The organism is Shewanella sp. 4_MG-2023 (assembly GCF_030548015.1).
Taxonomy (GTDB): domain Bacteria; phylum Pseudomonadota; class Gammaproteobacteria; order Enterobacterales; family Shewanellaceae; genus Shewanella.
Window position 1 is genome coordinate 69,136 of sequence record NZ_JAUORL010000020.1, and the last position, 14,956, is coordinate 84,091.

A 14,956-nucleotide genomic window follows, 5' to 3' on the forward strand; every position below is an offset into this window, starting at 1 on the left:
TAAAATAGATTAGCACAAAATCAACTCGTTATAAGTATTTGTATAAAATGTTTCTACATTTTACAACTAGTTTTTTTTTGTTTTCATGTTTTTACTTCACCAAAAACCCTCCCGCTTATATACTAGAAGCCATATTGTCGAACTTTGGATTATTTTGGTGAAGTGGTTTAAACGAATACTTATTGCTATTTTTAGCTTAACTTTATTGGGCGTCGGCACCATTGTCGCTGCTTATTTCTACGTTTTACCAGAATTACCGGATGTAAACTCGCTTAAAACGGTCAAACTACAGACACCTTTAAGAATTTATAGTCAAGATGGTTTATTAATTTCTCAATTTGGTGAAAAACGACGAATACCGGTTGAATATGAAGATGTGCCTCAGCAATTAATTAATGCGGTATTAGATACCGAGGATGCACGTTTCTTTGAACACCAGGGTATCGATCCTATTGGTATTATTCGCGCAGCCGTTATTTTGGTTACTACAGGCAAAAAAAGCCAAGGCGCCAGCACCATTACTCAGCAAGTGGCTCGAGGCTTTTTCTTATCCCGTGAAAAAACCTATATTCGTAAAACGAAAGAAATTTTTCTTGCGCTAAAAATTGAAAAAGCATTATCTAAAGAAGAAATCCTCACATTATATTTAAACCGCTCATTTTTAGGTAACCGTGCCTATGGTGTCGGCGCTGCAGCTCAAGTGTATTATGGCAAAGATTTAGCCCAACTTTCTCTGCCAGAAATGGCCATGATTGCCGGCTTACCCCAAGCGCCTTCTGCAGCTAATCCAATTCGTAATCCGAATCGTGCCATGACGCGCCGTAACTGGGTTTTAGGCCGCATGTTGGAAAAACGCAATATCACCGAGACACAATACCAAGAAGCCATAAATGCCCCTATAACCGCGAAATATCATGGCGCAGAAATAGATCTATATGCACCTTACGTTTCTGAAATGGCACGTGATTATATGGTAAATAAGTATGGTGAAGAAGACGCCTATACTAATGGTTATAACGTTTACACTACCATTTCTTCAGATCTGCAATTAAAAGCTCAAAGCGCCCTACGCGATAATGTGTTTGCTTATGATCAGCGTCATGGCTACCGTGGAGCAATTAGCACCTTGTGGACAGATACACCTCTGGCCACCAGCGACATTATAGAAAACCTTAAAACGACCTCTGCAGTACAAGGTATTATTCCAGCAGCTGTCATGTCGGTTAGTGAGCAACAAGCAACTTTACTGAATACTAAAGGTGAAGAAGTTGTCATCCAGTGGAATGGCCTGAAATGGGCTCGCAAATTTATTAACGATCGCCGTCAAGGTAAGCCACCTAAAACAGCAGCGGATATTTTAACTGTCGGTGAAAAGGTATGGATTAGAGATAATGGCGAGTTTTGGCAATTATCTCAAATTCCACAGGTTTCAAGTGCAACGGTTTCATTAGAACCAAGCGATGGCGCTATTCGCACTTTGGTGGGCGGTTTTAGCTTTAGTCAAAGCCAGTATAACCGTGTTACCCAGGCCAAGCGTCAATTAGGCTCTAATATCAAACCGTTTATTTATGCTGCCGCGCTTGAAAAAGACTACACCCTTGCAACATTAATCAATAATGCTCCGATTAATAAGCCCGATACTCGTCAAGGTACGGCATGGCGACCAAAAAATTCACCTGACATTTATGGCGGTCCAACACGTTTACGCATTGGCTTAGCTCAGTCTATCAACGTAATGTCCGTTCGTACCATGCGTCATATTGGCTTAGATAACACCATAGATACCTTAGTTGACTTTGGATTTGACCCTGCTGATTTACCACGAAATGAATCTGTCGCTTTAGGGTCCCCTTCAGTAACACCACTGCAAGTCGCCACCGCCTTTAATGTCTTTACTAATGGCGGCTATTTAGTTGAACCTTATTATATTAGTAAGGTTACTGACTCATATGACAATGTCATTGAAAAAGCGTCGCCTGCACTGGCCTGCACCCTAGATGTCAATGAGGTTGATGATGCGACTAATAAGACAACCAACAGCATTGATGACCCTTTTGCAGCAATGGCTAATGAGTTTGTTAGCTCACAGCAAGCGCCAGTTGAAACTGAAAACAGCTTAGACAATACACTTGCTAGTGCTGAGACTAGTTCTAATATTAGTGATACTGGTATTGCTGCTTGTGGAGATGAAAACGCGCGCTACGCTCCTAGGATCATTTCAGAGCAAACCGCCTTCTTAATTACTGAAGCCCTCAAAAGTGTAATCTGGGGTGGCGGCAATTGGAGTAAAGGCACAGGCTGGAATGGTACCGCTTGGCGAGCATCACGCTTGATAAAGCGTCGTGACATTGCAGGTAAAACCGGTACCACCAATGAATCCCGCGATACTTGGTTTAGTGGCTTTAACCCCACTCTCACCTCGACATTCTGGGTTGGTTTTGACGATCACAGCCGTAAACTAGGCAGAACCAGCTGGGTTGCCGATGGTCCTGAAAATCAAATATCAGGGGCTGAAGCTGGGGCAAAAACAGCAGGGCCTGGTTGGAATGATTTTATGAACCAAGCGCTCACTGGTACCGAAGAAGTTGCGAGCATTCCACCTAAAGGGATTATTTCGGCGCGTATTGACTTAGCTAGTGGCAAATTAACCCGTAAAACAGATTACACCACTTCATTTGAATATTTTATCGAAGGCACTGAGCCGACTGAATATGCCACAGAAGAAGTTATCGAAGATGATCTGTTTATAGAGAATCCGGCAGATGATTTATTTCAGTAAATAAATCCACCAGCAGTTATTTTTAAAAATTAGTCTGGTGTTAATGCATTAAAAAGTCCGCAGTGATTAATCACTGCGGACTTTTCATTTAAGCCTAAAAGAAACAAATATAAACTAATAAGGCTTACATATTGTTTAGCTATTAGCTTGTTTCTGCGCTAATGCATATTTTACTTGCGCTAACGAGGTACCGCCTAAAGCTTCACGTTTTGCTAAGCATGACTCAATCGTTAAGCACTCATAAACATCATCACTGATAATTGGACTAAATTGCTGTAGCTCTGAAATAACAAAATCTTCTAATGGAGTTTGTTTGGCAATGGCAGCCACGACCACCTCACCAACAACATGGTGCGCTTCTCTAAATGGCATACCTTTAGCGACCAGATAATCTGCAAGCTCGGTAGAATTAGCATAACCTTGCTGAGCTGCTACTAAAGTTCTTTCACGGTTAACTTGCAAGCCACTTAATACTAATGCTGCCATTTCAAGACAAATAGACCAGCTATCCATGACATCAAATAAGCCTTCTTTGTCTTCTTGCATATCTTTGTTATAAGCCAGTGGCAATGCTTTCATGGTAGTAAGAATACCCATTAAGCTGCCATAGACACGGCCCGTTTTGCCTCGAATTAACTCTAAGGCGTCAGGGTTTTTCTTTTGTGGCATTAAAGATGAACCAGATGTCACTTCGTCATCAAGCTCAATAAAACCTGCTTCACCACTGTTAAAGAAAATTAAATCTTCAGCCATACGGCTTAAATGCATCATGCTTATTGAAGCGTCGCTACATAACTCAACAACATGATCACGATCTGACACTGAATCTAAGCTATTTAAGGTTGGCGCAGCAAAGCCTAATGATTGTGCAATTTGATGCCTGTCCATTGGATAAGCTGTTCCCGCAAGGGCGCCAGTGCCTAATGGACAAGTATCAGCACGCTTTAGTGCATCTTCTAAACGGCTAATGTCACGTTCAAACATTTCTACGTAAGCTAAACACCAATGGCCAAATAAGACTGGCTGAGCTCTTTGCAGATGGGTATAGCCAGGCATCACAGCATCAATTTCACGCTCAGCAAGCTTAACAAGTTCAGCAGAGAGCTTTTTCAGTAATGTAAGTGAGTGCTGACCTTCTTTTTTACACCATAGTTTTAAATCTGTGGCTACTTGGTCATTACGCGAACGCCCTGTATGCAGCTTTTTACCTAGGTCGCCTACTTTGGCAATTAAAGACTGCTCCACAAAACTGTGAATATCTTCTGCGCCAGAAGCAATAATCAATTCTGGTTTGTCAGCAACTTCGCTAAGTAGCTCATTTAGCGCACCATGCAATTGCTCACATTCTGCTTGGGTTAAAATGCCCACTGAAGTGATTGCTGAAGCCCATGCAATTGAGCCAATAATATCTTCTTCAATTAAACGATAATCTACTGGTAATGAGTCATTAAATAATTTAAATAATGCACTGCTTTCTTGACTGAATCTTCCGCCCCATAACGCCATGTCGATACCCTCTTTTAACTTATTCTATAAAAACGGGGCTATATGAGCCCCGTATCAATCTTAAATAACAGGAAATTACTTGGTATTTAATGCTCTAATACGGCTTGATAAAGAGTAAAGGCGGATAAAGCCTGCTGCATCTTTTTGGTCATAAACATTGTCGTCACCAAAGGTCGCGAACTCTTCTGAATATAAGCTGTTTGGAGAGCGCTTTTTCACCACACTTGCTTGGCCTTTATAAAGTTTGACGACCACTTCGCCGTTAACTAATTCAGCTAAAGATTCTGACGCGGCAATCAATGAATTACACAATGGCGTAAACCAACGTCCATCATATACAAGATGAGCCATTTGTGCGCCGACTTGCTCACGCCACTCACGGCTTGTTTTATCGAGCACTAGCTCTTCGATTGCGCGTAGGCCTGCAAACATCACTGTTCCACCAGGGGTTTCATAACAGCCACGAGACTTCATGCCCACTAAACGGTTTTCGGTAATGTCGATACGACCAACACCGTGTGCTGCAGCTAATTCATTTAGCTTCATTAGTGCGTCATATGGAGATAGCGCAACATCATCAACATGAGTAACACGACCATTGGCGATGGTTAGCCCAACATACTCAGGGGTATTTGGGGCATCTTCTGGTGCCACTGTCATGGTCCATACTTCTTTGCTTGGCTCATTCCACGGATCTTCTAACTCACCGCCTTCGTGAGAGATATGCCATGCGTTGGCATCACGGCTATAAATCTTAGTCGCTGATGCTGTAGTTTCGATGTTTCTTTCAGCAAGGTAATCAAGCAAATCTTCACGGCTGACCATTGACCATTCACGCCAAGGCGCAATAACGGTTAACTCTGGTGCAAGTGCGGCAAAACAACCCTCGAAACGTACTTGGTCATTACCTTTACCGGTACAACCATGACATACCGCATCAGCGCCAACTTTACGGGCGACTTCTACTTGCGCCTTAGCAATAATTGGACGCGCCATTGAGGTACCCAGTAAGTACGTACCTTCATAGATAGCACCTGTGGCAATAGTCGGATAAATATAATCAGCCACCAGCTCTTCTTTTAAATCGACGATATAACACTCTGAAGCACCTGATGCGATGGCTTTTTCATATAAACCTTCAAGTTCTTCTGCACCTTGACCAACATCAGCACAAAAGGCGACAATTTCACAATTATCATAGGTTTCTTTTAGCCATGGGATAATCGCTGAGGTGTCTAATCCACCCGAGTAAGCTAATACGACTTTTTTAATATTTGGTTGTGCTGCAATTGACATGGTAATTCCTAACGTAAATTTGTTTTATAAAAGCTCGCTAACGCCAGCTGATGAAAATATGATTTATTAACCTAACAAAGTAACCAATACGGCGTTTTGTGCATGCATTCTGTTTTCTGCTTGCTGGAGGATAAGTGAACCTTCACCATCCACTACTTCTGCTGTTGCTTCCACTTCACGGTAAGCTGGCAAACAATGCATAAAGTAATTGGCACCTACCTTATTCATTAATTCACTATTAACTTGATAAGGCTTAAATTTCGCTTCAATTTCTGCCATTGAAGTATTGTCGCCCATTGAGATCCACGTATCTGTGTATATGGCATCTTGCGGGCCCATTTCACTCACATCCGAGGTCAAGATAAGCTTGCCACCATGCTTGGCAGCCAAAGCTTGTACTTCACAGACAATATTGCCGTCAGGGAAGTGGCCTGGCGGGCAAACTACAGTCATGGTCGCACCTAAGATAGCAGCGCCATACATCAAAGAGTGTGTCACATTGTTACCATCACCTAGGTAAGCTAATTTCACTTTACTTACATCATCAAACTTCTCTGATAAGGTCAAAAAGTCTGCTAAGCCTTGGCAAGGGTGGTACAAATTACATAGCGCATTAATCACCGGAACTGACGCATGTTCAGCAAGACCTGCAATAGTTGTATGCGAAAAAGTTCTTGCTACAATCGCATCTGCCCAGCACGAAATGTTAGTCGCAAAATCAGATACTGGCTCACGTTTGCCTAATGCACCATTTTGTTGATCAAGATAAACTGAATGACCACCTAGCTTGTTAATACCGATATCAAAACTTACTCGAGTACGCAGTGATGGCTTTTCAAATAACATCACCACACTTTTGCCTGCCAGCGCTTGATTATAATCAGCTGGGTTTGCTTTAATTTTTTTCGCCAAAGCCAGTAAGTCTAATAGCTGGGTTTGCGACAAGTCTTTAAGTGATAATAAGTGTTCCATTAGCTTTGCTCCTAAGGCTGAATTTGAGTGCCAACGGATTGTCCGTTAGTTAATGCTATTAATTGTTGGGGTTGTTTCCATGAGGCGACCTGTACGGCTTTGCCCATCCATTGAGCGACCTCTAATGCCGCTTCAACTTTTACTTTCATGCCTTTTTCAATCACACCTTGCTCCACAAGCGAGCTAATTTGTTGTTGATCTAATTGGGCAATTAACTCACCTTTAGCATCAAGTACACCGGGTACGTCTGACAATAACACCAGCTGACCGGCAACGAGTTTAGTTAATGCGGTAGCGGCTTGATCGGCATTGACATTCAGCATATCGCCCGCTGGTGAAATCGCGATTGAACTGCAAATAGGTAACCAGTTTTGCGACAATAAATAAGTTAAATAACTCGGATCATTCGGTGATACTTCCCCCACCAAACCTAACTTTTCATGTTTAATTTTGGCATTGACGATATTGCCATCAGCCAAGCTCATGCCCACACTGACGATGCCAGCTTTAATTGCCGCGGCCTGTAAAATTTTATTCGATGTGCCTGCCAAAGCGCCAACAACAATCGGGATCTGATCAGCAGGGGTAACACGCAGGCCCTCAAGCTTAATCGTTTGCTTGCCATTAGCTTCGAGCTGTTCATCGACCAAGCAACCACCGCCGTGAACAAAAATCACTTTCTGCCCTTGCTGCATCATTTCAGCAACTACTGACATCAACTCTGCCATGCCAGGCTCTGATTGCAACAGCGCGCCACCCACTTTAAGTACGATAACAGGGTTGGTATTAGACATAATCAAGGCTCCTGTTATAGACCGAAGTGAATATTAATGCACTGCAGACCTTGGCTTGCAGCGCCTTTCATTAAATTATCAATGGCGCTAGCGACCACTAGGTAATTGCTTTGCGGGTCAAACTTCCAGCCCACGATACAATTGGGTGTTAGCACCACATCATCGACTTTAGGAAATTGGTTATGCTTTACGCTCACCAGTGGCGAGTCATCATATACGCCATAAGCTTTAGCAATGTCAGCTTCTGTAGTACCCGCTTTAAGTTGCACAGTAATGGTGGCTAAAATTCCACGCTTAAAATTACCTAAATGCGGGGTAAAGATAACTTCTTGACCCAGCTGGGTGGCGATTTCTGGTTGATGTCTATGCCCTAATACACCATAGGGGGTTAAGCTGACTTCACAAAAACTGGTATGCAATTGGGCTTTTCTGCCTGCACCGGTCACACCACTGACTGCGTTAATTACAGGGTAAGCATCAGTTAACAATGGTTTTAATGGTTTTAGCGCTGTGAGTGATGCAGTTGGATAACAACCTGGCACAGCAATCATTTTGCTATTAGCAATGGCTTGCGCGTTCCATTCTGCTAGGCCGTAAACCGCATCAGCAAGCACTGCTGCTTGAGTATGTTCAAAACCATACCATTTAGGATATTGAGCGGTATCAGCAAACCGATATGCGCCACTTAAATCAAATACAGCTAAACCTTGGTTATAAAAGAATGCGGCCAATTCCAAACTAACTGAATGCTCTGTTGCTAATACAACAGCGTCAGCTTGATCAACGATGGCTTGTTTAGCATCAGCCGATAACGGTGACAGAGGAATTTGAATGTGTTGATAACTCGGGTATAGATCTGCTAATAACCGGCCTTTATCTAGGCTGTTTTCAGAAACATATAAGCCTTGGATCGATAGTGACGCTTGCGCATCAATAAGAGCGGTGATTTGTGCTCCGGTATAACCACTAGCACCAATTATTGCGATTTTTTTCATTATGTTGTCATCTTTAAGTCAGTAAACTATTAATTTTTATTTGAAATATGAGCAGGGTGCTCGAGATTAAAACTATCGTCGAGAATAGTTTACTTTGGGATCTGTTACAGTGAATTGAATCGCAATTACATACATATCTATAGTTCTTAAATATTTATCAAGTTATGGTGAATTCCTTAGCTGTTTGCTAGACTAACACAAAACATTACTTATGCAATAATTATGAATGATTATTTAATTAAATATTTATAAAAGGCCCTTATGAACTCACTACCAGAATTAAAAGATGCTTTTAAACAGTTGATTGCACTACCTTCAATCAGTGCCTTAGAAGTAGAACAAGATATGAGTAACCATGCAGTTATTGCACTGCTACAGTCTTGGTTTAGCGACATGGGGTTTGACTGCACAATTAGTACTGTCGCTGATAGCAGAGGTAAACAAAACCTTGTCGCCACCATTGGTTCTGGCAAAGGCGGCTTGTTATTAGCTGGCCACACCGATACCGTTCCCTTTGATGAAGGTCGTTGGAGCCAAAGTCCATTTGAATTAACTGAGAAAGACAATCGCTGGTATGGCCTAGGTACCTGCGATATGAAAGGCTTTTTTGCCCTAATCATGGAAGCGTTAAAAGACATCCCATTAACTGAGTTAAAGCGTCCATTACATATTTTTGCCAGTGCCGATGAAGAAACCACCATGAATGGCGCTAAAGCCTTTGCTGAATCAACATCTATAGCACCAGATTATGCCATTATCGGCGAGCCAACCAGCTTAAAGCCGGTTTATATGCATAAAGGCCATTTAGCCCAAGGTATTCGCGTTATTGGTCGCAGTGGTCATTCATCAGATCCTGCACGTGGGCTTAATGCCATCGAGATAATGCATCAAGTCACAGGTCAGTTAATAAAGCTCAAGCAACACTTAAGTGAAAACTACCGAGAAGATGCCTTTAGCGTGCCCTACCCAACCATGAACTTTGGCCATATTCACGGCGGCGATGCAGCCAACCGTATTTGTGGCTGCTGCGACTTACACCTTGATATTCGCCCACTGCCCGGTATTGAATTAGCTGATTTAGAGTTAATGGTCATTAACTACCTTGCTGAAATTAATAAGCAATATCCAGGCAGTATTGAAGTACGCACCTTATACCCAGGCTCTGAGTCATTTGCAGGAAAAGCTGATAGTTATTGGACCAAGCTGGTTACTGAGCTTGCAAATAGCCAAGCCGAAGTGGTCAATTACGCCACTGAAGCGCCTTATATAAATCAATTAGGCTGTCAAACATTAGTACTTGGCCCCGGGAGTATCAATCAGGCCCATCAGCCCGATGAATATATTGGCCTTGAATATTTAACCCCAACGGTTGAGCTCATTAAAAAACTGATTTATCAAGCTTGTATTAAATAACAACAAGCAGATTAATGGCTTTTGAATTTATCTCATCAGCCATTGACCAAGCAGTTGTCGCTCGCTATTGTGCTAAAGCTTATGGAAAAATTGTCACCGCTTATTAAGTAACTTATGGAGTAATTATGGCAGATCAAACCGCCGATATGTATGCATCCTTGCGTTCTAATGTCAGCAACTTAGGACAAATTTTAGGTGATACTATGCGCGATCATCTTGGTGAAGGTTTTCTCGAAAAGGTCGAGCAAATCCGCATTTTGGCTAAAGAATCCCGCCAAGGAAATGCAGAATCACGCCAACAGATGCTCACTTTACTCAACTCGCTTCCTGATGAAGAATTAGTCCCGTTTGCCAAAGCCTTCAATCAATTCCTTAATTTGGCGAATATCGCGGAGCAATTCCATACCATTAGCCGTAATTGTGATGAGCTTGTATGTACACCGGATCCAGTAGAGCAGCTACTTGGACGAATGCTTAACAGCAGCTCCAATGAGCAAGAGGTTATTCAGTGTCTTGAAAACCTCGATATCGATTTAGTACTCACAGCACATCCCACCGAGATTTCACGTCGCACCCTCATTCAAAAATACTCCGCGGTGGTCGATTGTCTGACAGAGCAAGAAAATCAGCAACTAACTGAGCGAGAAATAGGCCAATCTCATTTACGCTTACGCCAGCTCATCGCACAAATATGGCATACCAATGAAATTCGTCATGACAGGCCAACCCCTGTTGATGAAGCTCGCTGGGGACTTAGCACAATTGAAACATCACTATGGCAAGCTGTACCCGACTTCTTACGCCAGCTCAATGATCATGTACAAGCTAAAACGGGCAAACAAATTTCCACAGACATATGCCCAGTACGTTTTTCTAGCTGGATGGGCGGAGATAGAGACGGCAACCCATTCGTTACCTCTGTCGTCACACAAGAAGTATTACTACGAAACCGCCATGCTGCCGCACGCTTATACCTCAAAGATATCGTTAAGCTGATTAATGAATTATCCATGGAAGATGCCAGTGAAGAACTGATGGCATTAACCAATAACAGTAAAGAGCCCTACCGTGATGTGCTGCGTGATCTACGTAACAAATTACGTAATACCATCGACTACTTAAATATCCGCCTTGAAGGTCATCAAGTCGATATGAAACCTGATGAAACTATTTGGGAACTTGAAGACTTAAAGCTACCACTAGAGCTGCTATACCGTAGTTTAACCTCATCAGGTATGCGGCTTATTGCCAACGGATTATTGTTAGATATTCTTCGCCGTATGGCCTGTTTCGGTATCCATATGCTCAGGTTGGATATCCGCCAAGATGCTGAACGTCACAGCGACGTCATTGCCGAGCTAACACGCTACTTAGGCCTAGGTGACTATGATCACTGGGATGAAAACGAAAAGCAGGCGTTTTTATTACGTGAGCTAACAGGTCGCAGACCGCTTATTCCAAGCACGTGGCAACCAACGGCTGACGTACAAGAAGTGCTTAACACCTGTAAACTGGTTGCAAGCCAGCCTGCGACAGCACTGGGTTCATATGTTATTTCAATGGCAAGTAAGCCATCAGATGTATTAGCGGTGCTGTTATTACTTAAAGAAAGTGGCTGCCAGCATCCAATGCGCGTAGTGCCATTGTTTGAAACATTAAGTGATTTAACCACAGCAGCTGATTGCATGACTCAACTGCTTAATATTGACTGGTATCGCGGTTACACCAAAGGCATGCAAGAGGTGATGATCGGCTATTCAGATTCAGCCAAAGATGCCGGCGTGATTGCTGCTGCATGGGCGCAATATCATGCCCAAGAGCAATTAGTAGCAGTATGTAAGAAAGCAGATGTAAAACTGATGCTGTTCCATGGTCGTGGTGGCTCCATTGGCCGAGGCGGCGGACCAGCTCATAAAGCAATTTTATCGCAACCACCGGGTTCTGTTGATGGTCGAATTCGTGTCACCGAACAAGGGGAGATGATCCGCTTTAAATTTGGCCTACCTAAAGTGGCCGTTCAAAGCTTGGCTTTATATACTTCAGCAGTTATGGAGGCAACCTTACTGCCGCCACCTGAGCCTAAACAGCAATGGCGTGACTGTATGCAGCGCTTAGCAGATGATTCAGTTAAAGCCTATCGCGGCATCGTCCGTGAAGAGCCTGATTTTGTGGCTTACTTTCGCGCAGCGACACCTGAAGTTGAACTAGGTAAACTGCCATTAGGGAGTCGCCCAGCAAAACGTCGTGTCGATGGCGGCATTGAGAGTTTACGTGCCATCCCATGGATATTTGCATGGTCTCAAAACCGCCTAATGCTACCAGCATGGTTAGGTGCAGGCGAAGCACTACAAGCCGCGTCACAACGAGGTGAAGCTGATTTACTCATAGAAATGGAGCAACAATGGCCATTCTTTGAGACCCGTGTTTCAATGCTTGAAATGGTATACATGAAAGCGGAGCCAAACCTTGCTAGTTATTACGATAGCTGCCTTGTTCCTGATGAATTAAAACATTTGGGCATAAAGCTGCGCGCCAGCCTACAATTAGGTATTGATGAGGTATTGTCATTAACCCAATCAGAAGAGTTAATGGCGCATACACCTTGGAACCGCGAGTCTGTTAAGTTACGTAACCCGTATATTGACCCACTCAACTTTTTACAAGCTGAATTGCTCGCTCGTACCCGTAATGAAGATCAAGCATCTAAACAAGTAGAACTTGCACTGATGTTAACCATTGCTGGCGTCGCAGCAGGAATGAGAAACACTGGCTAATGCGCATACTTAAATGTGGTTTAGGTTTACTAATGCTATTACTGACTGGTTGCGCCACTCAGTACAGCATTAGTGAGTCTGAAGTTGAAGATTACCTAAATAACGAGATGCATTATGAAGTCTCCCAAGGTAACCAAGTTTTTGGGCTTCAACTTAAACTCAATGATATGGAAGTAGAATTGGGCCACAAGCCCAATACTATTGCGGTCACAGCCCAAACAAGAATGGCCGTTAAAAACCCTTTCAAATCTATAGAAGCGGATCTTGTGACAACATTTGAGGCTGAGCCTTGGTATGACGTTGAAACCAAAAGCATCTATTTAAAGAAGTTAGATTTGGTTGAGGTTAAATCAACCCCCGCAGATATTGAAAAAATGCTTTCATCAATCACACCACAGCTAATGATGTTTCTTAGTACTTTTCTAGCATCGCAACCTGTCTACGTGCTGGATGAAAATGATGCTAATCAAGCACTAATGGCCTCAATCACCAAAGAGATTGAAGTGCAAAAAGGCAAGATTGTCATTAAGTTTTAAACCTTAATTATGCAACTGAAACAAAAAAAGTAGCAATAAATATTGCTACTTTTTTTATATAAAGACAATAAGCTCAATTACTTATCAAAACGTTTTATTGATGGGTAATCAACAATAATCGCTTCATCTAATAATGCTCTGCGTAACATGTCATAGGCAACTGCAGCGCTTAAACTGCGCACCAAACTTCGTGAGCGGCTGGAAACTTTAATCATCTGACTATATACCGCATTTTTAGTCGCCAGCGCAATGGCCACTGTCCCAACAGGTTTTTCCTCTGAACCTCCATCAGGTCCAGCTATGCCACTAGTAGATAAGGCGTAATCACTATCTAAAATCTCTCTAGCGCCTTTAGCCATAGCCTCAACAGTTTGAATAGAAACCGCGCCGTGATCATCCAAAACCTGTGGATTAACCCCTAGTACTTTGACTTTCGATTCATTGCTATAGGTCACTAAGCCATGATGTAAATAAGATGAGCTGCCTGCAAAATCAATTAACTGGCTCGTTACTAAACCGCCAGTACAAGACTCTGCAACACTTAAACTAAAACCAGATTGATATAAACGTTGATGAATTTCTGCAGCAAGTGTGGGCTTATCATCAGCGACCACTGCAGTACCGAGAATCGCTTTGACTTCTTGGGTAACGCTTGAGAGTTGTCTAATTGCTTCATCGCCACGAGCAAATATTTTAATCTCAATATGTGGCATAGAAGAGCGGTAACCTAAGGTGACACCATCAGGCAAAGTTAAATCCGCTAGGCTATCAGCTAAAGAAGACTCCCCATGACCTATGGTAAGCAGTTTTTTTAGCGCAGTGTTTTCACTAGCTTTAAATTCAGCCTTAATAAAAGGAATAAACTGCTCGGTGATCATGTGCTTTAATTCAAAAGGAACACCGGGAGTAAAAAATAACCATGCTTTATTTAACTTAACTCTAAAACCACATGCTGTTCCAACAGGATTATCAATCATTACTGCAGACTCAGGTAACCAAGCCTGTTTAAGGTTACTCTTGGCCATCACACGGTTGTTACGCGAAAACCATTCAATTAATTTCTCTCGCCATTCAACATTCTCAACTAAAGGCTCCCCCTTAGCTAACGCCATCGCTTCTGCTGACATATCATCACTGGTTGGCCCTAAACCGCCGTTAATAATAATCACATCGGCATGATGGCTTCTATCAATAAATGCTTGAACAAGATCATCTAAGCGATCACCAACTGTAATACGGTGCTGCATTTCAATACCTAACTCCATCATGGTATTAGCAACCCAGGCAGCATTAGTATCTATAATCTGGCCAGATAGTACTTCTTCGCCAGTACAAATCATCTCTAGTTTCATCATTATCCCTAAAAAGCCTGTCTTGAAAAGAAACAACAAGCAAGTTTAATCCGCAAAATAACCTACAAGATAGCTTACCATCATGATAGCTGCATTACGTTACTGCTATTTAATACTGCAATAGGTTGTTTTAAGTTCAACTTGTGCACTCAACAGGTTCTTAAGTGAATTATTAATTGTAAGCAGCGCTATAATCACAAACACAATAAAGCCTGACTCTTAAGTAATAGGCTAATTATTCTATTTAGAAAAATTAGGCCATTGACTTAAAGCTGGTTCTACATTGGCTTATTGCCCACATTTATATTCAGAAAAATATGGTTAAATACTTCAATTATCAGAACTTGTTGATATTTATATCCTAAAAACGAAAAAAGCCCTAACTGTTAAGTCAGGGCTTTATCGACTCTCTTATGAGAGATATTAGGCGCTTGGCGATGTTCAGCTGCGGATAAATCCTTTGCGTTCCATGTCTGTATAAAACCTTGCTTTATAATCACAGACATTACACCCTACTTTCACATGGGCATTCGTCCACA

10 protein-coding genes are annotated in these 14,956 nt (G+C 42.4%); 4 read left to right on the forward strand and 6 right to left on the reverse strand.

Translation table 11 applies throughout. The features are described 5' to 3' along the window. Positions 1-157 precede the first annotated feature (157 nt). Positions 158-2,779, forward strand: a complete 2,622-nt coding sequence (locus tag Q4546_RS12425; RefSeq protein ID WP_303446359.1) for a penicillin-binding protein 1A — start codon at positions 158-160, stop codon at positions 2,777-2,779. 135 nt (positions 2,780-2,914) lie between these two features. Here the strand turns inward: Q4546_RS12425 and argH are convergent, their stop codons facing one another. From argH to argC, 5 genes are all read right to left on the reverse strand, one after another. Continuing rightward, the gene (gene argH, locus Q4546_RS12430; protein ID WP_102440344.1) at positions 2,915-4,285 is read right to left on the reverse strand and encodes an argininosuccinate lyase; all 1,371 of its coding nucleotides are present in this window, start codon (positions 4,283-4,285) and stop codon (positions 2,915-2,917) included. Between the two features lie 75 nt (positions 4,286-4,360). Continuing rightward, positions 4,361-5,581 (reverse strand): argininosuccinate synthase, encoded by a 1,221-nt coding sequence (locus Q4546_RS12435; protein WP_102440345.1) that lies wholly within the window; start codon positions 5,579-5,581, stop codon positions 4,361-4,363. A 66-nt stretch (positions 5,582-5,647) separates the two neighbouring features. Next, the gene (locus tag Q4546_RS12440; RefSeq protein WP_076542002.1) at positions 5,648-6,553 is read right to left on the reverse strand and encodes an ornithine carbamoyltransferase; all 906 of its coding nucleotides are present in this window, start codon (positions 6,551-6,553) and stop codon (positions 5,648-5,650) included. Between the two features lie 11 nt (positions 6,554-6,564). Then, positions 6,565-7,347, reverse strand: a complete 783-nt coding sequence (gene argB / locus Q4546_RS12445) for an acetylglutamate kinase (protein WP_303446360.1) — start codon at positions 7,345-7,347, stop codon at positions 6,565-6,567. A gap of 14 nt (positions 7,348-7,361) precedes the next feature. Continuing rightward, positions 7,362-8,342 carry an N-acetyl-gamma-glutamyl-phosphate reductase gene (argC, locus tag Q4546_RS12450; RefSeq protein WP_102519748.1) on the reverse strand — a complete coding sequence of 327 codons (981 nt, stop codon included), beginning with the start codon at positions 8,340-8,342 and terminating at the stop codon, positions 7,362-7,364. Between the two features lie 261 nt (positions 8,343-8,603). Here argC and argE point away from each other — a divergent pair, with 261 nt between their 5' ends. The 3 genes from argE (at position 8,604) to Q4546_RS12465 (ending at position 13,065) form a co-directional block, all read left to right on the forward strand. Then, entirely contained in the window at positions 8,604-9,755 is a 1,152-nt protein-coding gene (argE, locus tag Q4546_RS12455) for an acetylornithine deacetylase (protein ID WP_102440348.1), read from the forward strand. Between the two features lie 125 nt (positions 9,756-9,880). Further along, positions 9,881-12,529 (forward strand): phosphoenolpyruvate carboxylase, encoded by a 2,649-nt coding sequence (ppc, locus tag Q4546_RS12460; RefSeq protein ID WP_102475814.1) that lies wholly within the window; start codon positions 9,881-9,883, stop codon positions 12,527-12,529. Then, positions 12,529-13,065, forward strand: a complete 537-nt coding sequence (locus Q4546_RS12465; RefSeq protein ID WP_102440350.1) for a DUF1439 domain-containing protein — start codon at positions 12,529-12,531, stop codon at positions 13,063-13,065. Before ppc ends, Q4546_RS12465 begins: the two co-directional genes overlap by 1 nt. A gap of 77 nt (positions 13,066-13,142) precedes the next feature. On the opposite strand, the gene Q4546_RS12470 is transcribed toward Q4546_RS12465, so the two are convergent. Next, complete coding sequence (locus Q4546_RS12470) at positions 13,143-14,417, reverse strand: CinA family nicotinamide mononucleotide deamidase-related protein (protein ID WP_102440351.1); 1,275 nt, start codon at positions 14,415-14,417, stop codon at positions 13,143-13,145. Positions 14,418-14,956: the final 539 nt, after the last annotated feature.